15 protein-coding genes are annotated in these 23210 nt (G+C 45.2%); 9 read left to right on the forward strand and 6 right to left on the reverse strand.

The window, feature by feature from the left end; translation table 11 throughout:
- Positions 1-213: 213 nt before the first annotated feature.
- The 3 genes from NDA06_RS08370 to NDA06_RS08380 form a co-directional block, all read right to left on the reverse strand.
- Entirely contained in the window at positions 214-345 is a 132-nt protein-coding gene (locus NDA06_RS08370; RefSeq protein WP_277877644.1) for a hypothetical protein, read from the reverse strand.
- 258 nt (positions 346-603) lie between these two features.
- Positions 604-1587: a GntR family transcriptional regulator gene (locus tag NDA06_RS08375; protein WP_190414628.1), complete on the reverse strand. Its 984-nt coding sequence runs from the start codon at positions 1585-1587 to the stop codon at positions 604-606.
- A 233-nt stretch (positions 1588-1820) separates the two neighbouring features.
- Entirely contained in the window at positions 1821-2975 is a 1155-nt protein-coding gene (locus NDA06_RS08380; protein ID WP_242047416.1) for a polysaccharide deacetylase family protein, read from the reverse strand.
- 366 nt (positions 2976-3341) lie between these two features.
- On the opposite strand from NDA06_RS08380, the gene NDA06_RS08385 reads away from it, so the two are divergent.
- From NDA06_RS08385 to NDA06_RS08400, 4 genes are all read left to right on the forward strand, one after another.
- On the forward strand, positions 3342-4088 hold the full coding sequence (locus tag NDA06_RS08385) for a dienelactone hydrolase family protein (protein ID WP_190985462.1): 747 nt from the start codon (positions 3342-3344) through the stop codon (positions 4086-4088).
- Between the two features lie 63 nt (positions 4089-4151).
- Positions 4152-5054, forward strand: coding sequence for a S1 RNA-binding domain-containing protein (locus tag NDA06_RS08390; RefSeq protein ID WP_190676916.1), 903 nt, complete (start codon positions 4152-4154; stop codon positions 5052-5054).
- A gap of 414 nt (positions 5055-5468) precedes the next feature.
- Positions 5469-6074, forward strand: a complete 606-nt coding sequence (locus NDA06_RS08395; RefSeq protein ID WP_190683349.1) for a glutathione S-transferase family protein — start codon at positions 5469-5471, stop codon at positions 6072-6074.
- 277 nt (positions 6075-6351) lie between these two features.
- Positions 6352-7635, forward strand: coding sequence for a S41 family peptidase (locus NDA06_RS08400; protein WP_190683351.1), 1284 nt, complete (start codon positions 6352-6354; stop codon positions 7633-7635).
- Positions 7636-7832: 197 nt separating this feature from the next.
- On the opposite strand, the gene NDA06_RS08405 is transcribed toward NDA06_RS08400, so the two are convergent.
- Complete coding sequence (locus NDA06_RS08405; RefSeq protein ID WP_190985463.1) at positions 7833-8696, reverse strand: fructosamine kinase family protein; 864 nt, start codon at positions 8694-8696, stop codon at positions 7833-7835.
- 123 nt (positions 8697-8819) lie between these two features.
- Complete coding sequence (locus NDA06_RS08410; RefSeq protein WP_190985464.1) at positions 8820-10118, reverse strand: pitrilysin family protein; 1299 nt, start codon at positions 10116-10118, stop codon at positions 8820-8822.
- Positions 10119-10733: 615 nt separating this feature from the next.
- On the opposite strand from NDA06_RS08410, the gene NDA06_RS08415 reads away from it, so the two are divergent.
- Positions 10734-12413, forward strand: coding sequence for an ATP-binding protein (locus tag NDA06_RS08415; RefSeq protein WP_242047417.1), 1680 nt, complete (start codon positions 10734-10736; stop codon positions 12411-12413).
- A gap of 48 nt (positions 12414-12461) precedes the next feature.
- Positions 12462-13991, forward strand: coding sequence for a C-3',4' desaturase CrtD (gene crtD / locus NDA06_RS08420; RefSeq protein ID WP_190985466.1), 1530 nt, complete (start codon positions 12462-12464; stop codon positions 13989-13991).
- A gap of 277 nt (positions 13992-14268) precedes the next feature.
- On the opposite strand, the gene NDA06_RS08425 is transcribed toward crtD, so the two are convergent.
- Positions 14269-14730 (reverse strand): DUF4383 domain-containing protein, encoded by a 462-nt coding sequence (locus tag NDA06_RS08425; RefSeq protein ID WP_242047418.1) that lies wholly within the window; start codon positions 14728-14730, stop codon positions 14269-14271.
- 407 nt (positions 14731-15137) lie between these two features.
- On the opposite strand from NDA06_RS08425, the gene NDA06_RS08430 reads away from it, so the two are divergent.
- The 3 genes from NDA06_RS08430 (at position 15138) to NDA06_RS08440 (ending at position 23181) form a co-directional block, all read left to right on the forward strand.
- Positions 15138-18086: a PAS domain S-box protein gene (locus NDA06_RS08430; protein WP_348251703.1), complete on the forward strand. Its 2949-nt coding sequence runs from the start codon at positions 15138-15140 to the stop codon at positions 18084-18086.
- Positions 18064-19185, forward strand: a complete 1122-nt coding sequence (locus NDA06_RS08435; protein WP_190985469.1) for a response regulator — start codon at positions 18064-18066, stop codon at positions 19183-19185. Before NDA06_RS08430 ends, NDA06_RS08435 begins: the two co-directional genes overlap by 23 nt.
- 564 nt (positions 19186-19749) lie before the next feature.
- Positions 19750-23181: a hypothetical protein gene (locus NDA06_RS08440; protein ID WP_190985470.1), complete on the forward strand. Its 3432-nt coding sequence runs from the start codon at positions 19750-19752 to the stop codon at positions 23179-23181.
- The last annotated feature ends 29 nt before the right edge of the window (positions 23182-23210 follow it).

Genomic DNA, 23210 nt, shown 5'->3' on the forward strand with positions numbered 1-23210 from the left:
AATTGCAGGTTATGCCAATCACCCGGAGGGGCTTTTTGAAAACTTCTGCATAAGTCTATAGACGGAAATCACCATAACTGTCGCTATAGTAAACCCGATCTATACCAAAGCGCCCCTTATTATGTTTGATTGGTTCATCGGCGGCATCGCCTAAGAGTAGCAGACAGCAAACATATACGTGTGGAGTGATTTTACAAGCCAAGACTGTAAATTTTAACCGGATGGCGCGTGTATCCCTAAAGTAAAGATTTCTTCCAAACGAAAGTCTGGAATGGGATCGGGTTGGAAAGCTTTAGCAGCACGGTGTTTCTCAATGGCATCTTTTAAACCCATCGAAGGTTTCATCTAAATCGTCATCTTTGCTCCGATTGCTTCTTGCCGATGTTTCAACAGGGAATTGCCAATTTTAGAAGGGGTTTCTGAGTGAAAAACTTGAATCTCTGATGAAGACCCTAGAGCATCTGGATCGTCCAAAAGTTCAGCCTGAACCGAAGGGTGCAGGTGGGTAATCCCACCTGAATCGGCACTTTAGACTGCCAAATGGGATGAGCTAGACTGTCTGAGCGTCGAAATCCGATCGTTGAAATCTAAAATCCAAAATTGTTAACCTAAACCGAGTTCGCGTTTGAGCAAGTTAATTGACTTGGTGCCAATATAATTTTCGCTACATAATAGCTCCGGAGGACGAATAATGTCTTCACGGGCGGCGGCGACTGCCGCTTTGACGGTGGCAAAACTGGCGCGATCGCTAACAATCGTTTGGGCACTGCGAACGATCGCGTTGAGTTTGTAGGTGTCTTTTACCTGGGCTGTCATCACCAGCAAATCATCCCCGCGCAGGCTGTGGATAAGAATTTCTGCAACTCCGAGAATGCCTGAGCTGAGACTCACCAGACCCATACAGCTGTCTTTAGGCAGGCGTTGAACCAGCTGGAGTTCTTGAGCGTAGTCGTAAATATCGACGGGGATGACGCGCACCGCTCGTGGGGCAGCGATCGCTTCCGCATCCCCAATAAAATAGCGGCTAGTCACCACGGTGCCGGAGTGGGTTTGATCGAGTATTTTACTGAGTTCCTCCATCGGCACCAACTGTACGGGTATCCCTAAAGATTTTTCCAGTTCCTGAACCATCAATTCCCCAGCACCGATGTCTCGTGACGGAACCGTGACCAGCACCCGCGCACTACAGCGTAAGCGCCAGTCAACTTCTGCTAGAAATAGTTCTCTGGCTTGGTTGAGGGTGCAACCTTGGTTGAGCAGTTCATCCAGGCTGTGCTGCACCAGCTTGTAGGCATGGGGATATTGTTCGTGTATGGGGCCGCTATGTCCAGTGCCGCCCTCGTTTCCTTGGGCTTTGACATAAATTCCCGATCCAGCTTGGGATTCTACTAATCCAGTGTCTTCTAGCTGCCGGTACACCTTGCTAATGGTATTCCGGTGCAGACCTGTCTGCATTGCTAGCTGCCGAGTGCTGGGCAATCGATGACCTGGGGGAAACTGTCGCGAGGCGATCGCAAACTGCATTTGGTCAAATAGCTGTTTTGACGCTGGAATTTCACTGTCTGGTTGAATATGAAACTGAACCATTTACGAGCCTCCAAGGACTCTGATTCTCATGAAGCCGTGAGAAGGGCAATTCTTTAATAGCATAATGCGCTACAGAAGCTGAGTTATCGCTCTGGTTTTTCAAGATTCTGCCTCCTTCTCACTTGATCTATCTAGTAGAGACGCGATCGCATCAGCACATACGCTCTTAGCGCTACTTGCTGCAAGTCTTCTACAAGCCAGCATCTAAACTCCAAAAAAAGTCTAAAACGCTCTCACCCAGGGAAATACTGTTCGGGTTGTTCTCCGGGGGAGTGCGGAAATTCCTCTAATCGAGGGGGAATCTGTGTTTCTGCTTCCCCGCTAGAAACGGAATCAGTAGCGTCTGTTGTCTCTTGCCTCTTTAGTAGTTCCGGCAAGGTGACAAACTGATATCCCTGCTTTTTGAGTTTTTCAACGATCTGGGGTAAAGCTTGAACCGTTGTCGAATGGTTGCCGCCACCATCATGCATCAGCACAATAGAACCGGGGAAGGCACTCTTGAGAATGTTTGTGACCAATTTGGGCGCGGTGAGGCGGTGGCGGCGACTGTCCGCTGAGTTAATCGACCACATCATCACGGCGTAGTTGTTCTTTTGGGCGTAAGCCGCTAACCCATTTTGCAAGTTGCCGCCGGGAGGGCGGAAGTAAGCGGTTGTGACTCCGGTTATCTTGTAGATGAGTGCGGCTGTATCATCTATTTCCTTTGCCGCCGTAGCCTCGTCCATCTGACGATAGGAGTGATGCCAGGTGTGGTTGCCAATGGCGTGACCTTCAGCAACCACTCGTCGCGCTACGGCTGGATAACTTTGCAGTTGCTCTCCTACCCAAAAAAATGTGGCTTTGATGTCGTTTTTCTTGAGGATGTCCAGCACTTGCAATGTCGTTTTCCCCCAAGGGCCATCATCAAAAGTGAGGGCGATGACTTTTTTCAGATTCTTCGGCTTTATCTGATAAATGGTTTTTCCCTGATACTCGGTAGGCACTGGGAAGGTTTTTTCGGCTGCGGGTGAGAGAGCGATCGCCCAAGGCGTTGTTTCACTGGGCGAATTTTCGGGTGTGGCAATGGGGAGTTGCTGATGAACTGGGTTTGATGGTGCGATCGCCCATACACTTGGCGATGGAGAAGCCTCTGCCGTGTCAGCGATCGCGCTACTCGCTGGCGGTATTATTTCCCTCGGTGGCGAATTTTTGGGTCTGACACTGGGGAGTTGTTGAGCTTCCGGCTTGTCCTGACGAACCTCTATCGCAAACTGATGCTGAGGGGAAGTTTGAGGTGACGGCTCGATGATTTTATTGACGATGAGCGCCGTTAAGGTAACGATAGCGATGAAGGTAAGTTGCCGAGTGAATAATCCGGCCGGTTTTTCTTTTTCTCTCCAGTCTGCCAAGGTCGAACTCCTTCTCTTACCCCTTGATACTTTTTGATTTTTAAGGATTACAAAAGCTAGTTATCGTTCTCGATCGCTCTCTCCAAAAACCACTTTTTCGACAGCCAGCAACTCTTCAATAACCGCACAAAACTACACAATAAAATAAGCTAAAATTACAAAATATTTAAAAAAATGATTTTTTTAAATAAAAAAGTTATGGTTTATTTTAAATAATATTTTCTTCATAAAAAAAATCGAGAAGTAGGGCAGCAATTTTATGAATTTCTAAATACTTTATTACAGTAAAAAGTAGGGCAATTTGCTGGTAGACAAAATAGTAGCACTATCTGCTAAAAAAACGGCAGAGGACACAGAAGAATTATCATGACAGATAGCAAGATTCGGGCAAAAAACCTCAAAATTGCCAATGGCGATCTAGAAATTGCGGCTTACCTGGCAATGCCGGAAGGGGAGGGGCCTTTTCCAGGCATGGTGGTGTTGCAGGAAATTTTTGGAGTGAATGCCCACATCCGGGAGGTAACAGAACGAATTGCCAAGGAAGGCTATGTAGCGATCGCGCCAGCAATCTTTCAACGCCAAGCACCGGGTTTTGAAACCGGCTACACTCCGGAAGACATTCAAATTGGCAGACAGTACAAGGATCAAACTCAAGCCTCAGAACTACTCGGCGATATCCAGGCGGCAATTAATTACCTCAAAACCCTGCCCGAAGTAAAACCTGTCTTTGGCTGCATCGGCTTCTGCTTTGGGGGTCATGTTGCTTACCTCGCCGCGACTTTACCCGATATCAAAGCCAGTGCGTCATTCTACGGTGCTGGCGTTGCCACCGGCACTCCCGGCGGCGGGGAACCAACAGTAACGCGGACAAAAGACATCAAAGGCACGCTCTACGCCTTTTTCGGCATGGAGGACGCCAGCATCCCCGCCGAACAGGTAGATCAAATTGAAGCGGAGCTAGAGAAACACCACATTCCCCATCGTGTCTTTCGCTACGATGGAGCTGAACATGGGTTTTTCTGCGACCATCGCGCCAGTTACAATGACACCACAGCCGCCGATGCCTGGAAGCAGGTAAAACAGCTGTTTGAACAAGAACTTCAAGCGGCATAAATTTTTTCCCACACTAGCAATCAGCGAGTCGGGAATTACTTTTTTTCAATCAACTAAGTTGTCATGAATTCCAAATCGACCTCTTCTCAAGATGCAAAATCGTCATTTTCTATGGACGATTTTGCCAAAGCTCTCGAACAACACGACTACCAATTTCACAAGGGGCAAGTCGTGCGCGGTAAAGTGGAAACCCACGAAAGTGATGGTGCCTATGTAGACATTGGCGGCAAGTCTTTGGCTTTTTTACCTGTTGATGAGGCGTCGTTGAGACGGGTAACAGATTTATCGATTGTGCTGCCGTTGCAGGAAGAACGGGATTTTCTGATTATCCGAGAGCAAGATGCAGATGGTCAGGTGACGCTTTCAGTGCGGCAGATGGAGATCAAGCAGGCGTGGGATAACCTGGCTGATATGCAGGAAGCGAATCAAACAGTGCAAGCCCGTGTCACTGGCATCAATAAGGGGGGCGTTACGGTAGAGGTGCAGGGGTTGCGGGGGTTTATTCCGCGATCGCACTTGGTGGAACGCGACAACCTGGAATCCCTGGTTGGTGAGAAGCTAACTGCTAGCTTTTTGGAGGTTTCTGCTGACACGAACAAACTGGTGCTTTCTCAACGGCAAGCGACTCGTTCTGTTGCCATCACTCAGATAGAAGTTGGGCAGTTAGTTGAAGGGAAAATTACTGGTGTGAAGCCCTTCGGTGTGTTTGTTGATTTGGACGGGATCACTGGTTTACTGCATATTAAGCAAGTAAGCCAAACTTACATCGAATCTCTAGCATCATTGTTTCAGGTGGGTCAAGTAATCAAAGCGCTGATTGTTGATATCGATGAAGGTAAAGGTCGGGTTTCTTTGTCTACCAGAGTTTTAGAAAATCATCCAGGAGAAGTGCTGGAAAATATGGCTGAGGTAATGGAATCAGCTGAGTCACGTTCTGAACGGGCGAGGAAAAATCTCACCCGATAGGTGTTAGGAAGATAAGAAGCGATCGCACTTGGTAATAAAGAGTGCGATCGCTTTTGATGTGAAGGTTGCGATCGCCGCCTTGCGCCTAGACGCATCTCCGCGTACCCGATTTATTCCCTAAGTGTTTCCTCACCTTAATCTTGATTTGATGAAGACAACAATCTTCAGCAACCGTCTTTCTTGCCTTGATTTTATCGAAAAAGAGCTTCGACTCCTTCAACAATCAGCAAGTGAACCCTTAGTTATCGATTTATTTGCTGGGTGTGGATGGCTGGCTCTCGGTTTTACTGATAAAAGTGATATGTGCTAGCTTATGCTTCGGGCAAGCTTCGCCTGTGACAATACTTATTGCTAACGCTCGCGCACTTGCGATCGCATCCTGAAATCTACTATTGAAGTAGTTTAGGTATAAATATGCTCAAATTGTATCAATTTTTCTCTTCTGGTAATTGCTATAAAATTCGTCTTTTATTGACTCAACTAGAAATTCCCTTTGAGAGCATAGAACTGAATATTCTCAAAGGTGAAACTCGGACTCCTGAATTTTTAAGCAAAAATCCCAATGGTCGGATTCCTGTCTTGGAAACAGAATCAGGTCAATTCCTGGCAGAATCCAACGCAATTCTTTTTTATCTGAGTGAAGGAACTGATTTTTTACCAAGCCACCGTTTTGAACGCGCAAAAGTGTTGCAATGGTTATTCTTTGAACAGTATAGCCATGAGCCTTATATTGCTACTTCCCGATTTTGGATTTCTATCCTTAGCAAGGCGGAGGAATATAAGGAAGCACTTAATCAAAAGCGCGAACCCGGTTATGCAGCGCTAACGGTTATGGAAAAACATTTAACAAATTGTAATTTTTTTGCAGGAGAACGCTATACGATTGCTGATATCGGCTTGTTTGCTTACACCCATGTCGCGGATGAAGGTGGATTTGATTTAACAAGATTTCCAGCGATTCAAGATTGGATAGAACGAGTTAAAGCTCAGCCTCGGCACATTAGTATCGCGCAATTATAATAGAGTTCGGTATGGGGATCTCGGATACGCGATCGCTTCATTCGCATCTCGTAATTTAGGTAACTGTACCTAAACAAACCTATCTGTAAAACCATTGATTAGCAGCGCCTACCCTACAACATCTAGTAATAAATTTGGAACCTGCGTAGGCGGGTTTTGTCTGTGTAGGCACGGTTTCTAAACGCTAGCATATTTTTGTAAAAATGGGATAGTTTCTACCCTGATTTAAGTAGCTGATAAGCTATACTGGCTGAAGATAAATTGAAATAATCAAACAATGATAAAGTTTAAAAAAATTAACCGATTTTTGGCTAATATAAGTCTTAGTGTTTTAGTTATTCTTGCCTTATCATTTTTCCTCCTACCCGTCAGTTCAAAACTTCAAGAATCACCGACTTTAGGCGTATTTGAAGAAGTTTGGCAAACTGTCAATGACAACTTTTTTGACCCAAAATTTAATGGGGTTGACTGGAAAGCCATGCGAGAGAAGTATAAACCTTCAGTCAAGCAGGCAAAATCTATTGATGAAGCATCCGTTGTCATCAATCAAATGCTAGCTGAGTTGCATACTTCTCATATAGGCTTTTATCCGAAGTCACAACCCGCTTACTACCAACTTTTGGGTATATTTAATCAAGGTCATTTCTTAGAAAAAATACAAAAGTTATTTCCCAAAGGCTTAGAGTACACCGGAATTGGAGCTTTCACTAAAGAGATCGATGGGAAGACCTTTATCACTGGTATTCTTGATAACAGTTCTGCTGCTCAAGCGGGACTCAAAGTAGGCGACCAAATATTAGCAGTTGATGGCAGTCAGTATCAGCCAATCGAATCTTTTGTTAACAAAGCAGGGAAACAAGTTAGTATATCGATTCAACGAACTCCCGATGCAAACAGCAAGAAGAATGTAACTGTAGTTCCAAAAAGAATAAAGCCTACTACAGTTTTCTTGGACGCGATGCGGTCGAGTATTGAAATAATCGAAAGCAATGGTAGAAAACTAGGCTATGTACATATCTGGTCGTATGCTGGCGCTCAATATCAGGAATTACTGGAAGAAGAAATTGCTTATGGACGCTTTAAAGATGCAGATGGGTTAATTTTAGACCTAAGAGACGGCTGGGGTGGTGCTACTCCGAATTATCTAAGTATTTTTTCCGAAAAAGTTCCAGTATTAACCCAAATTCCTAGAGATGGGATAAAAACCACCTTAGATTATCAATGGAGAAAACCCGTTGTCATGCTAGTGAATAAGGGAACCAGAAGCGGGAAAGAAATTTTAGCTTATGGTTTTGAGCAGTATGGAATTGGAAAAGTTGTTGGTAGTCAAACAGCAGGAGCAGTTGTGGCGGCTCGTCCTTTCTTGCTCAAAGATGGTAATCTTCTTTATCTGGCGGTCGTTGATATTTATGTGAATGGAGAACGCTTAGAAGGCAAGGGCGTGAAACCAGATATCGAAGTGCCGTTCCAGTTAGAATATTCTCAGGGAAGCGACCCTCAAAAAGCGAAAGCTTTAGAGGTTCTAGCTGAAGCTGTTAAGAATCAGAATCGAGGGGCATAATTGCATTGATAACCTCTTGTAGAGACGCGATTAATCGCGTTTCTACTATAGCAATCCTATTTGATTTGCGAACATATTTTTTTAAACGAACCGCAAAGACGCCCTAGCGGAGCCATGCGCGTTAGCGCTATAGAGCGCGAAGAAAAGATAGAAAGAGAGAGTTTACAACTTATTTAGGATTGCTATATCTCTTTCTACTATCTCAAAATACGCTCAATCATCCCATTGGCTTGCGAACTATAGCCGCCGCCAAACAAATTAAAGTGGTTGAGGATGTGATAGAGATTGTAGAGGGTTTTCCGGCGCTCGTAGCCTGGATCTAGAGGAAATACTTCGTTATAGCCGCGATAAAAGGCTGCGGGGAAGCCACCGAAAAGTTCTGTCATGGCGATATCAACCTCGCGATCGCTATAATACGCCGCCGGATCGAAAATGACGGGTTCTCCCGATGCCGTAAAGCCTGCATTTCCCCCCCACAAATCGCCGTGAACTAGAGATGGTTGAGGATGATAATCCGCTAGCAGTTTGGGAATTGCTGCCAGCAATTGCTCCTGTTGGGGAAAATGACCGCCGCGACGCCTTGCAAGCTGAAATTGATAGCCGAGACGATGCTTGGCATAGAATTCCGCCCAATCTGCTGTCCAATTATTGATTTGTGGCGTCGAACCAATCGTGTTATTTCTATCCCAGCCAAAGGCGTCTTTTTCAGCGCATTTGTGCATCGCCGCTAACTTCCGTCCCATTTCTTCCCAAGAATGGGAGTCGCCGCGCCCCATTTCCAGCCACTCCAGTACGATATAGGCAGAATTCCCGCTGGTGCCCCAGCCAATCGGTTTTGGAACCCGAATCGTGTGAGTTTCCTGCATTTGCTGGAGTCCCAGCGCCTCCGCCTCAAACATATCAACCAAAGATGCTTGGTTGATTTTGATGAAGTAGGTGCGTTGCCCATCGCTGACAGCATAGCCTTGATTGATGCAACCACCACTCACCGACTGCCGCTGCTGACTTTGAAACTTTTCACCCGTTAGGCGAGTGATTTGAGCGTCTATTTCTGTCCACATGGGAGAAATTTTAACCCAGAGTCACGCTAAAGAAAGCACAAAGGTACGCCAAACCAGATTGACTTCTTTGCGTACCTTTGCGTACCTTTGCGTTAACTTTTGCGTACCTTTGCGTTAAAAAAACTAGCTAGCTGGCTTGATCGCAACCACACCATAAGCATCACAAGAGAGATACTGTTGAGCTGCTGACTGGAGATCCGCCGCTTCCAAGGCTTGAATCCGAGCCGGGTAATTCAATGCTGGAGCCAAATCACCCATCATGGTTTGATAGTAGCCGTATAAGTTAGCGCGATCGCTCGGCGTTTCATTCCCAAACACAAACCGATTCGCTACTTGCGTCCGGAAGCGGGAAATCTCTGCCTCACTCACGGGTTCTGTCTGGAGGGTGCGAATATGAGCAAGAATCGCCGCTTCCACCTCTGCCAAATTCTCTACCGGCAACTGCGCCCCAATATAGAAGACGCCTTGATGCCGATGGCTCATATTGCTCACCCCAATATTCGTCACCAGGTGCCTATCTTCCCGCAAATCTCGGAACAGCCGCGACATCCGACCTTGTCCCAGAATCACACTCAACACATCCAGCGCGTAAGTATCGGATAAGTGCGTCATTCCAGGCACTCGCCACATCATCACTAACCGCGCTTGCTGCAAGCTTTCATCAACATACTCGCGGCGGACAATTTCCCTAAAAGCAGGTTCGGGAGTGAGGGTTGAAGCGATCGCTTCTTGAGTTTTGACTTCTGGCTCTTGAGTGCTGACGCCTATCTCCGTCAAGCCCTGTGCCACAATTTCAATTAATTCCTCAACCGGCAAATTGCCCACAACTGCCGCTGTTATCGATTTGGGTTGATACTGACTGGCGTGGAAATCGCGCATCTGCTGCGCCGTCAGCTGCTCAATCACCGCTGCTGGGCCGAGTACCTGACGCCGGTAAGGCAGGGTGTCAAATGCCACCTCCATCGCCCGCTGGTAAGTCCGGCGGCGAGGATTGTCTTCCGAGCGGCGAATTTCTTCTAAAACGACCAATCGCTCTCTTTGAAAGGCATCCTCTGGAATGCTGGGATTTAGCACTACATCTAGTTGCAATGGTGCCAAATGGGCAAAATCTTTGGGAGCTGTTGTGATGTAGTAGTGGGTATAGTCCTGACTGGTGGCTGCGTTTGTTACGGCACCCCGCTCTTCAATCAGTCGCTCGAATTCTCCACTGTTGAGCCTTGGCGTCCCCTTAAACACCATGTGTTCTAGAAAGTGAGCCATGCCGTTGATGGGGTCTGGCTCATCGGATGAGCCGACATTAATCCACACGTTTAGGTTAACGGCTTCGACGGGCATCTGCTCCGCCACAATCGTTAAACCGTTAGGTAGGCGGTGGAGAGTCGGGGCGTTGAGTGGCGTAGATTTGAGCAGAGTTGAGGTCATGTGTTCTTCGGCGCTGGACTATTTCTCCTTTTATCTTACTCAGTCTGCACCTGTCTCCTCAGCCAGCTCCCCAGCATTGCGCGATCGCTCTCTAGATGTTTTTAAAAAGTTTCCCGCTCCTTTCGCCTTTAACACATATTTCCTTTCCGTGCCATTTTTTAAAGTTAATTAAGAAAGTCAATCATTCTTTAAAATTTTGCTTATTGATTAAACTTTGTTTATTTATGTATTGGGAAATACCTTTATTATGAAAGATTCATTCTAAATTTTTAAAAGTTTGAAATAAAGTCTGTAAGTTTAGATAAATTTAAGAAGTTAAAAAGCTTTATCAGTCTAAAGACAGATATTATAGTTTAGTCTGATAGACCAGACTAAAGCTTCATTTAACTGGAGTCAGTTGTACTCATGCTGATTGGATTTTCAGGAAGTACAAATACCATCATTGCAGCTGGTTATTATACAACTGCGTTTTTGATTTATCGCGGTTTTCTTCGAGGGCAGCATCTACTCAGCAATCCATTAGTACTCGTAACTGTAGCAATCTTCTTGAGCTGTGCTATAGAACATTCAGTGCAGCTTTTAACATTAGTCTTCGGTGGGCAAAACGGCTCTCCAATGATACTGACAATTCAGGGAGGAGTTGTTCTAATCATGGCTTTAGTCGCGGGAGCTTTCATTGCTCTGAGGCGTTACTACTCGCTCCTGGTTGAAAACTTCCGAATCCAAAAAAACACGAAAAATCAACTGGCTCAGGCTAAGGCTGAGTTGGAAAGAGCGAACGCCAATTTGGAAGTTTTGGCAGCTCGTGCTAAAAACTTATTGCAGACAAATCAACAATTAGAAAGGCAAATAGTTGAACGCAAACAGGCACAAAAAGCAACGGCAAATACTCATAATTTATTGAATTCCATCGTAGAAAATCTGCCACTTGGAATTTTTATTAAAGAAGTGAATGAATTGCGATTTGTATTCTGGAACAAAGCCAACGAGGAACTCACTGGTTATTCTCAGGAAGAAGTGTTAGGCAAGAACGACTATGGCATTTTCCCGCCAGAGCAAGCTGATTTCTTCACAAGTCGCGATCGCGAAGTGTTGGCATCTGGAAAGCTTCTGGACATTCTGGAAGAGCCAATCCAGACCAAGCATCAAGGTTTGAGAATTCTGCACACTAAAAAAATCCCGATTTTCGACGAATCGGGAATTCCCCAATATTTGTTGGGGATTTCTGAAGATATCACCGAGCGCAAGCAAGCGCTGGAGGCTTTAGGAGAATCGGAAACTGCACAAAGTAGCGCGATCGCAGTTCTGCAACAACAAGTAATCCAGATGAAAAAAGCGATGCAGACGCTGCAAAGCAGCCAATCCCAACTGGTTCAGAGCGAAAAAATGTCCAGTCTGGGGCAGTTAGTTGCGGGTGTTGCTCACGAAATCAATAATCCAGTCAGCTTTATTTACGGCAATCTCGCTTACGCAGATCAGTACACCCAAAATTTGCTGCACCTGCTACAACTCTACCAGCGTTATTATCCCGATCCAGTCCCAGAAATCGAAGCGTATAAGGAAAATATCGATCTGACTTTTGTCATAGAAGACCTATCGAAGATACTCTCTTCCATGAAGCTAGGAGCAGACCGCATTCGCCAGATTGTTCTGAGTTTGCGGAATTTTTCTCGGCTCGATCAAGCAGAAATGAAGGCGGTCGATATTCATGAAGGGTTAGATAGTACGCTGCTGATTTTACAGCATCGAATGAAAGCAAAGGGAGGAAATCGAGGAATTGAGCTGATTAAAGAGTACGGCGATCTCCCCCTTGTGGAGTGTCATGCTGGACAGATGAACCAAGTGTTTATGAATATCCTCAACAATGCGATTGATGTTTTGGAGGAGTACAGCTATCAGCATTTAGCGATCGCAACCATCGAGAATTTGCATACGCACTCTCTTGAGTTAGGTCAAACTCCCCCCATTTCCAATACTCAAGTGCCAGTTGCTTCGATTAGAATTCGCACTGAGGTTGTCGAAATTAATGACTGTCCTCAGGTGGTAATTCGGATTCGAGATAATGGCTCTGGCATCCCCCCAGAGGCGATAACACGACTATTTGACCCTTTCTTCACCACGAAACCTGTTGGCAAGGGGACAGGCTTGGGTTTATCCATTAGCCATCAAATTGTGGTCGAGAAGCACGGCGGGGTTCTAACGTGTTCCTCAGAACCCGGACTAGGAACAGAGTTTTACATTGAAATCCCGATTGTTCATCGTCGAGCGCGAACCTGTCAGGAAGCCGAAACTTAATGTAACGTAATATTAAGTCTCGGAAGAGGGAATCCTCGTTCTCAATTCATGCCAAGCTGTCATGTTGTCGTTATCGGTGCTGGAATTGGTGGTCTCACGGCTGGGGCATTACTGGCTCGTCGAGGCTACTCAGTCTTAGTTTTGGATCAAGCTCTAGTGCCTGGTGGATGTGCTTCCACCTTCAAACGCAAAGGATTTACCTTTGATGTGGGAGCGACCCAGGTGGCTGGACTGGAACCGGGGGGAATTCATCACCGGATTTTTCAGGAACTCGGAATTGAGTTACCAGCAGCGACGCCTTGCGATCCAGCTTGTGCCGTGTATCTACCGGGAGAAACTGAACCGATTAACGTCTGGCGCGACCCCCAAAAGTGGAAGGCGGAGCGAATTCGGCAGTTTCCCGGAAGCGAACCATTTTGGGAGTTGTTGGCGACTTTATTCCGAGCCAGCTTTGCATTTCAATCGCGCGATCCGGTGCTACCGCCGCGAAATTTGTGGGACTTATGGCAGATGGTATCAGCGGTTCGTCCCGATACGTTGATTACTTTGCCCTACACTTTTTTGACGGTGGGAGACGCTTTGCGGGGGTATGGATTGGGCGATAATCAGCGTCTGAAAACGTTTTTGGATTTGCAGCTCAAGCTTTATTCTCAGGTAGATGCTGAAGAAACGGCTCTGCTCTATGCAGCGACTGCTTTGAGTGTGTCCCAAGAGCCGCAGGGACTCTTTCATCTTCAAGGCAGTATGCAGGTGTTGAGCGATCGCTTAGTCTCCTCTTTAGAGCGAGACGGTGGCAAGCTGTTGATGCGTCACACCGTTGAACGCATCCACACCACAAATGGCAAAGCCACTGGTGTCGTTATTCGCAATCAAAAAACCGGCGCTGTCTGGACAGAACCCGGTGACCATGTCGTTGCCAATGTCACCGCCCAAAATTTGGTGCAACTTTTGGAAGCAGAGACACCAGAGGGAATTCCTAGTTCGCAACCCAAAACCCAAAATCGCTATCGTCGTCGAGTCGATAAACTTCCCCCATCGTCGGGAGCATTTGTGGTGTATCTCGGTGTCGATCGAAGCGCGATTCCCTCAGGATGTCCGCCTCATTTGCAGTTTCTTTACGATTATGACGGCCCGATTGGAGAAAATAACTCCCTATTTGTCTCAGTGAGCCACCCTAAAGATGGTCGCGCGCCAGAAGGTAAAGCAACTATCATTGCGTCTTCCTTCGTTGACACTCGGAATTGGTGGCAATCGGAAGATTATGAACAGCGAAAGCAACAATATACCGAGGAAGCGATCGCTCGTCTGAGCCAATTTTTTCACTTGACACCAGAAACCATCGTCCATCAAGAAGCCGCTACACCCCGCACCTTTGCCCGCTTCACAGCACGCGATCGCGGCATTGTCGGCGGGATTGGTCAGCGAGTTTCCACCTTTGGTCCCTTTGGCTTTGCCAATCGCACACCCGTGAATCATTTGTGGCTAGTGGGAGATTCCACCCATCCCGGCGAAGGAACCGCAGGCGTCAGCTACTCCGCCCTCACCGTGGTGCGCCAAATCGAAAATACCAAGAATTGATTCAGATGCAAGTGTTACAAATATAGCAATCCTATTAGAGTTGTGAGCCAGCCTTTCAGATCTCCGACTTCTTTCTCGAAGTCGGGGATCTCGCGTTTACGAATCATTTAGGACTGGATCTAAGTGTTATTAATATGCGCTGTAATTCCGTTTAAAGCTTACAGAAAACCAGAATACCTCGGCTAAGGTAAAGGCATACTGATTTTCTGTAAGGCAATCAGCGACGTAAAACTCAATCGGATTCGACAATGGACCCGCTATTAAACGCCACCCTTTTTTAGCCCTCGTTACGAGTACCGCCCTGTTGTGGTGTGCTTAGTTCCAACAAATCCGGTGTAGCAATAAAGCCAAAGTACACTGCGATCGCGGCGGTGACTGCATGAAGCCAGACATCGTTGCCAAAGATTGGGATCAAGCCCAAGGTTGACTGGGTAGCCGGAAAAAGCCCCATTAGCGTTAGCACCCCATAGAAAATTCCCAAAACTCCACTATAGAGACGAGAACTGTCTAAGGCGATGGATGCAAAAATTCCCAGAAGTCCTACGACAAGGTGAACAACATTATGTAAGACATTGATGGGGAATAACCCCAGTAAGTAACCGTATCCACTTGTGTATCCAAGACCCGCCATATCAGGCGTAACTGTAGGCGCTTTCACAAAGGCGGGAATAAATCCCATTACACCACAAAGGAAAAAGAAAATGCCGATAATTAACGCAAATTTTTGCGCTGGGTTCATGCCTCTCATCATTAACTTCCCGTACAAATTTGTATTTAATCTAAGCAGGATTATCAGCTCATTCGCCTTTCCTAAGGAAGAGGTCTTGAATCTACCCAGAGAAAGGGTTTATGTTAAAGGCGAATGTAGTCGATCGTACAACTGTAGCCAACTTAGACTACCAACCTACACGGATCGCTTGGCTTGTCTTAATTTAAGTAAGTGTTTGTAAATTAAATTTGTAAATTCGATGAATACAAAGAGGCGCTGTTAGAAATTAATTAACGCGAATTAGATAGCAGTGTACCCTTCACTACAATTAGGTAATTCTGGGTATTGAGGCGGTTAAGGTAGGTAAAAATATCACCAGTGGCAACAATTAAACTTACTCCGAAGGTCAAAAGAATATGCGTAGATTGGGAAGACGAGTGAGATCCGTGCAGGCTGCGCTAAAACCACAATTAATCCGCCAACTCAAAGCTGAAAAAGCTAAACTACTGCACAAATATCATAATTCGCTAGCTAACCCATTGATCGCAGACTTTGTTGCTAATTCACGCGATATCACCAAACGTAAAGCTGCCGAAGCTGCACTGAATCAAGCGAACGAATCCTTAGAAATTCGAGTCGAGGAACGTACCACTGCATTAACACAAACCAACAAGCAATTGCGGCAAGAAATTATCGAAGGCAAAAAAGCTCTGGATGAGTTGCGAGAAAGTGAAGAACGGTTCCGTTGTTTGAGTAGCTACTCGCCAGTGGGGATTTTTTTGGCAAATATGGAGGGGTGTTGCATCTACACAAATCTCCGCTGTCAAGCCATCTGTGGCTTTACCTTGGAGGAGAGTTTGCAAGAAGGGTGGTTGCAGGTGGTTCACTCAAGCGATCGCGATCGCGTCTTTGCAGATTGGTTAACACATACTCGTGAACGGAGAGAATACTCTGACGAGTTTCGCTTTCAAACTAAGGAAGGAATTGTGCGTTGGGTTCGCGTTCAGTCTTCACCGATGTTCTCCGATCGAGGAGAATTTATCGGTCATGTTGGAATTTTAGAAGACATTAGTGAAAGCCTGCGACACGCTACGCTACGCCAGCAAGCAGAGGAACAGCTAACACAGCAACGCAGCCAGCAGAAAGCCATCCTCGATAATATTCCCCATTTAGCTTGGTTAAAAGACAAAGAAAGCAGATTCATTGCCGTCAACGAAGCATTTGGCAAAGCCTGCGGACTCGAACCAGAAGACTTAATTGGGAAGACAGATTTAGATATTTGGCATCCAGATTTAGCCGAAAGATATCGAGAGGACGATCGAGAGGTGATGAAAATCGGCAAGCGCAAGCGTGTCGAAGAACCCGCAGTCTACCAAGAAGGAAAGATGCTATGGACAGAAACAATTAAAACCCCAATTTTTAATAACACCGGGGAGGTAATCGGAACAACCGGGATTGCGGTCGATATCACCCAGCGCAAGCAGTCAGAGGAAGCACTCCACCGCCGCGAACAAGAATTTAAAGCACTGGCTGACAATTCCCCTGATATTATTTCCCGATTTGACAAAGAATTGCGACATTTATATGTCAGTTCCGCTATAGAGCGAACAATCGGAATATCCCCAGAAGTATTTATCGGCAAAACTCATTCAGAGTTAGGAATGCCACCCGAAATTTATATTCCTTTTCAACAAATCCTTCAAAATGTGTTTACAACAGGTCAGCAACACGTTTTTGAAAGCAAGTCTTCAATAAGCGGAAAATGCTATCAAGCTCGTATCGTCCCGGAATTTGCTTTAGATGGGTCAGTAGAGTCTGTGTTAAGTGTCGCTCGTGACATTACTGAGCAAAAACAGACAGAAGAAGCGCTCCGGGATGCACTTCAGAGACTGAACTTTCATTTTGAAAACTCACCCCTAGCGGTCATAGAGTGGGATTGTAATTTTCGGGTGTCGCGTTGGTCGTCGGAAGCAGAAAAAGTTTTCGGGTGGAAAGCGGAGGAAGTCATTGGCAAACATCCGGCTGAGTGGCAGTTTGTCTTTTCTGAAGACGTGCCAACTGTCGATAGCGTTATTCAGCGGCTAATCGGTAGCAGCGAACAGCGTAATATTTCCCGAAACCGCAATTACACCAAAAATGGTTCGGTTGTTTATTGCGAATGGTACAACTCGGCATTATTAGATAAATCGGGCAATTTAGTATCGGTGCTGTCTCTAACTCTGGATGTAACTAAGCGCAAACAGATGGAGGAAGCGTTGCGGGAAAGTGAAACCCGCTTCCGGATCATGGCTGACAACGTGCCTGCTTTGATTTGGATGTCAGACGTTAATTACAAGGGAACATTTTTCAACAAAGCTTGGTTAGATTTTACAGGACGTAGACTTGAACAAGAAGTGGGCAACGGTTGGTTAGAAAGTATCCATCCCGATGGTTTACAGCTTTGTTTGGACACCTATAAATCAGCCTTCAATACTCGCCAACCAGTGCGAGTGGAATACCGCCTCAAGCGTGCTGATGGGAATTATCGCTGGATTTTAGATACGGGGATTCCGCGCTTCACCCCTGATGGCAGCTTTGCGGGTTACATCGGCTCGTGCATAGATATTACGGAGCGCAAACAGGCAGAAGAAGAGATTTTGAATGCTTTGGCAAAAGAGAAAGAACTGAACGAACTCAAATCTCGCTTTGTCTCTATGACTTCTCACGAGTTCCGCACGCCTTTAAGCATTATTCTGTCTTCTTCCGAATTACTAGAATATTATGGCGCTCGCTGGACTCAAGAGGAAAGATTAGAACAACTTCACCTCATTCAATCCTCTGTTCACCACATGACCCATCTGTTAAATGATGTGCTGACATTAGGAAGAGCCGACGCAGCAAGATTAAACTTTAATCCGGCACCCCTTGACCTAATTGAATTCTGTCAGGCCATCGTTGCTGAAATACAACTTACTGCAAACAGGGGGCATAAGGTTGTTTTTACCAGTAAATCCCCATCTCTAAATGCTTGTATGGACAGAAAGTTACTGCGACAAATCCTTAATAATTTGCTCTCAAATGCTATCAATTATTCACCAGAGAATAGCAATATTTATTTTAAACTTGCTTCCCAGGATGGAGAGGCTATTTTAGAAATACAAGATGAAGGAATTGGGATTCCTCTAGCAGATCGATCCCGATTGTTTGAACCGTTTCATCGGGGAACAAATGTCGGCAACATTAATGGTACGGGATTAGGACTGGCAATTGTTAAAAAGTGTGTAGATTTACACCAGGGTAGGATAATAGTAGCTAGTAAGATTGGGCTTGGCACGACGTTTAAAGTCGTTCTTCCTTTAAATAACAGATTGACGAGTCAGACCTGTGAAAACGATTCTGGTGATTGAAGATGAGCCAGCCGTTAGAAGCAACCTTCTCAAACTCCTCAAGGCGGAGGGTTTTGATGCCATTGGTGCGGAAAACGGTTTAGTGGGGGTGCAGTTGGCAAGGGAACACGAACCTGATTTAATTATTTGTGATATCATGATGCCCGATTTTGATGGTTACAGCGTGCTAACTCAATTGCGCCAAGACCAGATAACGGCAATAATTCCCTTTATTTTTCTCACCGCTAAAACGGAGAGAGAAGACTTGCGCCAAGGGATGCAGCTAGGGGCTGATGATTATCTGACGAAGCCGTTTACCAGAGCAGAATTGCTAGGTGCGATCGCTACTCGGCTGAAAAAACAAGAAGCTGTGACACTCCTGCAAGGGAAAATCCAAGAACTCCAGCAGCTCAATATTCAAAAAGATGATTTGCTTGCTAGAGCTTCTCACGATTTGCGAACCCCTCTAGCCAACATGAAGCTGATTATTCAAATGTTGGAAATCATTTCTAATGAAGAACAACAGCAACAATATAGAGCGTTATTAGAAGCTGAATGTATTCGGGAAATAGAACTAGTTAATAATATCTTAGATTTGCATCGTTTAGGCTCGGAAAAAAAAATATTTTCTCCAGAAACTTTAATTCTAAAATACTGGCTTCCGACTTTAATTGAGCCATTTAAACCTGGAATAGCTCAGCGCCAGCAAATTTTAAATATTGATTGTTCTCCCAATCTTCCTCCACTGATTTCAGACCGGATTTGTCTGGAGCAAATATTAATAGAGTTGATTGGAAATGCTTGTAAATATACCCCCTCTTTTGGTGAAATATCCATTAGTGTCTATGTGGATTATTCAATAAATATTAATTTAAACTCAAATTCAAGAGTAAACTTTAAAATTACCAATCAAGCAGAAATTTTAAATACAGAATTACCTCGAATTTTTGAAAAATTTTACCGCATTCCTAATGGTGATATCTGGAAAGAGGGAGGAAGTGGATTAGGTCTATATTTAGTGCAAAATTTGGTCGAAAAAATAGGAGGAACCATTCAGGCTCAAAGCACACAAGGATGGACTACATTTACCGTGCAACTACCCATTCAGACAAGTGCTTAAGTAGAAAAACGTAATTAAATACCAATTGACATAGGTACCAGGATATCGGTGATTTCTCCTTTCCTGGCTCACCCTGGAAGGTTTGTCATTACCTTAAGCATAAGGACATATTGCACCATTCGCAGGAAGCTGGGAGTCTGCTTTGAAATTCAGTCCAAAGCTCATAGCTTAAGTTCATTGAAATGGACTTAAATTTCTACTTAGTCTTCTAAGAGAAGACTTGCTTCTGTTAGCAAGGGGTTGAAACTAGAGACAGGTAATGCGAGTAGTACAAAATGTAAGTTGAAACAGACTAATTTTATAAAAATTCAGTTTTTTAAACCATTCTCTGAGCAATTAGAAGGGAAATTTTATTCTCTGGCGGGATTGAAACAAAGCTCAAGTTTCAACACAAGTGGATAATGACACGACCTGGAAGGATAGGCAAATTAGAACTATTTGAGGCAAAAACTGCGATTCTGTGTAAGATGTAACAAAAATTCTACACAGCAATTTCTCTACTGCATAACAATAAGTAATAGTGGCTTCAGCCTGTTTTTTTCAGAAACAGCTACAGACAAGTTTATGTACGTCTATCGCACCTCCCAATTTAACCGAAAGACTCTGTGCTATGGTGTTCAGGCTCAAGTAGATAAATTATGCAACGAACTTGAGCCTTTGAGTATTGATGAGTCACAGGCACGTTTTGAGAGGGTTTATCCCTACTTAAAGCGGAGAGGGGAAAACAATTTACGCCTCATTGCCAGAATTCGACCCGTACAGGACGACCTGGTGCTATGTCTACTAGACATTTTTCTCCGTGGCTCTAAAGAATACAAAAAGTTCCTGCGAACCCCAGAAGAGTACGGTAAAAAGAATCTCGACTGCCAATTAGATGAGGAAGCGCTAACTGGTTGGCTTCAACAACAGCAACCGTCAGCTAGCAACGTGTCTTCAAGACGCGAACCGCTTCCAGACGATTTGCTTCCCTGGCTAGAACCTCCAGGCTGGGAGATAGAAAAGGATAAAGACTCTTGGGCAATCCTCTACGAAAGTGATGAGTGGATTGCCAAGTTCAAGAGTCCAGAAATCGGAGAAGACTGGGAAATTTACTATCAAATTATCTCTGGAATAGAAGAAAAATCGAGGAACGCTGAGAAAATTGCTGCATGGCCTGGTGTGTATTTGTGCGGTGAAAATAATTGCTATGTGCTATTTAGCCAACTTGAGACCGCCGATAAACCGCCTCGAATAGTATTATTTCTCCTAGCATCTTTTGCTCATCGACCTTCTACAGAAGAAATAGCCCAAATAGGGGAGGCAACTAATTTATTTAATGGTTCTAAAAATGTTTTATCTAAGCCTTTAACGCTGGATGAACTCACTCCCTTTGCGCGACGGTCTTATCCGAGTTACTTAGTAACAGATCAACAAAGTTGGCTTGCCATTCAAAGAGGCGCAGAAGTAAATCTAGCTCTTTCGGCAGAAGAAGAGGCAATTCTTAACTCTGTGTCAACAACATCAGCACGGGAAAATAATTGTCTGCCGCTTTTCTTAAATGGGCGGGCGGGCAGCGGTAAATCTACTATGCTATTGTATTTGTTTGCAGATTATTGTTATCGAAAATATTATTACGAGCCGGGAAAAGAACTTCCTGGAAAGCCACTTTTTCTAACTTATAATAAGCGACTATTAGAGGTTGCGAAAGAGTTCGTGCGCTGTCTGCATACATTCCATCACCGCTTTGTTGCAGATCGAACAGAAGGTTCGGAAATCCCCGATGTCAGTGCTTTCTTTCAGCCGTTTGGGACATTTCTCTTAAACTTACTCCCTTTAGAAGCAGACGATGCGTCACTGGCTAACCGGATGAGCCAGCAACCTTACTCTGCGGGAAACCCTACCGGCTACCGGCATACACTCCAGGAACGTTTCGATTCTCAGAAATACATTTCTTTCCATCGCTTTCGACAGCTTTACCGAGACTCAAAGCTGCCACAAGCACAGGTCTATTCCCCAGAACTTTCCTGGCACGTTATTAGAACTTTCATCAAGGGGTACAGTCTCCGGTACATGACTCCAGAAGACTACCAGGATGAAGTGCCGACTCAGGAACGCACTGTTCCAGCCGCTCAGTTCCAAGAAATTTATAAAACCATCTGGGGACGTTGGTATAAGCGGCTAACAACCGAGCTAGGGTACTGGGACGATCAAGACTTGATTAGATTGGTGCTGGAACTCAAGTGTTACCGTGCTGAGTACACCGCTATTTTCTGCGACGAGGCGCAAGATTTCACCCGGCTGGAGCTTCAGTTAATTATGCGGCTGTCTGCATTCTCTCAGTGCGATCTGGGATACCAGCCTATACGTAATTTGCCTTTTGCTTTTGCTGGAGATCCTTTCCAAACCTTGAACCCGACGGGATTTCGTTGGGAGAGCGTACAGGCAGCATTTTACAATGAAGCGATCGCAGCACTCGATCCCACACAGCGATTAAATCTGCGGATGAATTTCCCGGAGCTGAAGTCTAACTATCGCTCTTGTACTGCGGTGGTGCAAGTGATTAACCTGATCCAATTGTGTCGTCAGGTTCTGTTCAAAATTCCGGCACTTCAGCCGCAAACTGCCTGGAAACAAGGTCACTTTCCCACTCCGCAAAAATTTATTATTGGTCGGAATATTCAAATTGAGCAACTCAAACACTACCTGAGAGACACGATTATTATTGTGCCTTGTGAAGAAGGGGGAGAGCTTACTTATGCTCAAAACGATGCGGTTCTTTCTCAAATTTTGGTAGAAATTCCAGAGTCAGAACCGCTCAAAAATGTATTGAGTGCTAGTGCAGTTAAAGGATTGGAATTTAAACGAGTCGTTCTCTACAAATTTGGCGAGGAATGTAACAAAGCTGTCTGGAATCTAGTCAATCGACGGGAAGACTCAAAAGACATTTTGGCAGATCGTTTATACGAATTTGAATTTTTCTTTAATAAACTCTACGTAGCTGCTTCCAGAGCCAAAGAACGTCTATTTGTTGTTGATTCTCAAATCGGAGACCAGCGGCTTTGGGGGGTCACAGAAACTTATTTAGAAGTGCTATTACAGCAGTCACAAAACCCTGCTTGGCGAGAAAACGTTCAACCCATCCGTTTGGGAAAACCTGAAAGCGCACGGGATCTGCAAGAAGATGACTGGCACTCGATCGCGCAGGAGTTCGAGAGTCGGGGAATGAACTCGGAAGATCCAGATTTCATGAGACGTGCCAGACAGTGTTACAGCGATCGCGCCTACGCTAAAAAAGCAGAAATTTGTGAAGCTTGGGCACTCAAATTTGAGCAGAAATTTAGCGAAGCTGGTCAACGTTTTCTTGTGCTTGGCAAAACAGAAGACGCTTGGGATTGTTTTTGGCAGGGGATGTGTTGGTCAGCATTGTTGAAGCAGTTTGACAAGGCTCCGCCAGGTCGGGAATCAGAGCGGCAAATTGCCCAATTTATGGACAAAAAATTGAGCCAACCTTCTTTAAAGGAGTTCACTCACTTCCTCCAATACTGCATCAAAAGCAACCAGTTGGAGATTCACCGCAACAGCCGACAGTGGAAACTAGCCTTGGAGGAATATGCGACGGGAATTGGGACTTTAATTGCCGGGACAAACCTCCACCCAAATGAGTGGCAGCGATTTGGAGAGGTTCTCGAAGCTTTAGGAGAAGGCTGGAATGGGATGCTCTACCGTGCGGGAACTTGTTTCTACCGTGCCAAGAACTATGAACGTGCCGCGCAATGTTGGGAACGGTGCGATTCTACTCAACAGCGTAAATATTATCTAGCTAAAGCTTCTGTTCTCGGTTTGCCAAATGGTTTGGAGTATTTAGAAAAAGCCGGGGAATCCGAGCAGATTGTTAAGGAGTGGAATCAGGCTGGCAGACCTCATACTCAATTGTGGTTAAAGTATGTTGCGCCAATACTAGAAAAAGGAAAAAGAAAGAGCGGTACGGCAACAAAGGCAAAACAGAAAAAGCGGTAATGAGCGATCGGTTTTTAGATTTTGGCAAA

This window comes from Trichocoleus sp. ST-U1 (assembly GCF_039961835.1).
Lineage (GTDB): Bacteria > Cyanobacteriota > Cyanobacteriia > Cyanobacteriales > FACHB-T130 > FACHB-T130.

Excerpts from the sequence above, each read along its gene's own strand:
- NDA06_RS08370 (WP_277877644.1), bottom strand. The coding sequence starts at position 345 with ATGAAACCTTCGATGGGTTTAAAAGATGCCATTGAGAAACACCGTGCT.
- NDA06_RS08375 (WP_190414628.1), bottom strand. The coding sequence starts at position 1,587 with ATGGTTCAGTTTCATATTCAACCAGACAGTGAAATTCCAGCGTCAAAA.
- NDA06_RS08385 (WP_190985462.1), top strand. The coding sequence starts at position 3,342 with ATGACAGATAGCAAGATTCGGGCAAAAAACCTCAAAATTGCCAATGGC.
- NDA06_RS08390 (WP_190676916.1), top strand. The coding sequence starts at position 4,152 with ATGAATTCCAAATCGACCTCTTCTCAAGATGCAAAATCGTCATTTTCT.
- NDA06_RS08395 (WP_190683349.1), top strand. The coding sequence starts at position 5,469 with ATGCTCAAATTGTATCAATTTTTCTCTTCTGGTAATTGCTATAAAATT.
- NDA06_RS08400 (WP_190683351.1), top strand. The coding sequence starts at position 6,352 with ATGATAAAGTTTAAAAAAATTAACCGATTTTTGGCTAATATAAGTCTT.
- NDA06_RS08405 (WP_190985463.1), bottom strand. The coding sequence starts at position 8,696 with ATGTGGACAGAAATAGACGCTCAAATCACTCGCCTAACGGGTGAAAAG.
- NDA06_RS08410 (WP_190985464.1), bottom strand. The coding sequence starts at position 10,118 with ATGACCTCAACTCTGCTCAAATCTACGCCACTCAACGCCCCGACTCTC.
- NDA06_RS08415 (WP_242047417.1), top strand. The coding sequence starts at position 10,734 with ATGATACTGACAATTCAGGGAGGAGTTGTTCTAATCATGGCTTTAGTC.
- crtD (WP_190985466.1), top strand. The coding sequence starts at position 12,462 with ATGCCAAGCTGTCATGTTGTCGTTATCGGTGCTGGAATTGGTGGTCTC.
- NDA06_RS08425 (WP_242047418.1), bottom strand. The coding sequence starts at position 14,730 with ATGAACCCAGCGCAAAAATTTGCGTTAATTATCGGCATTTTCTTTTTC.
- NDA06_RS08440 (WP_190985470.1), top strand. The coding sequence starts at position 19,750 with ATGTACGTCTATCGCACCTCCCAATTTAACCGAAAGACTCTGTGCTAT.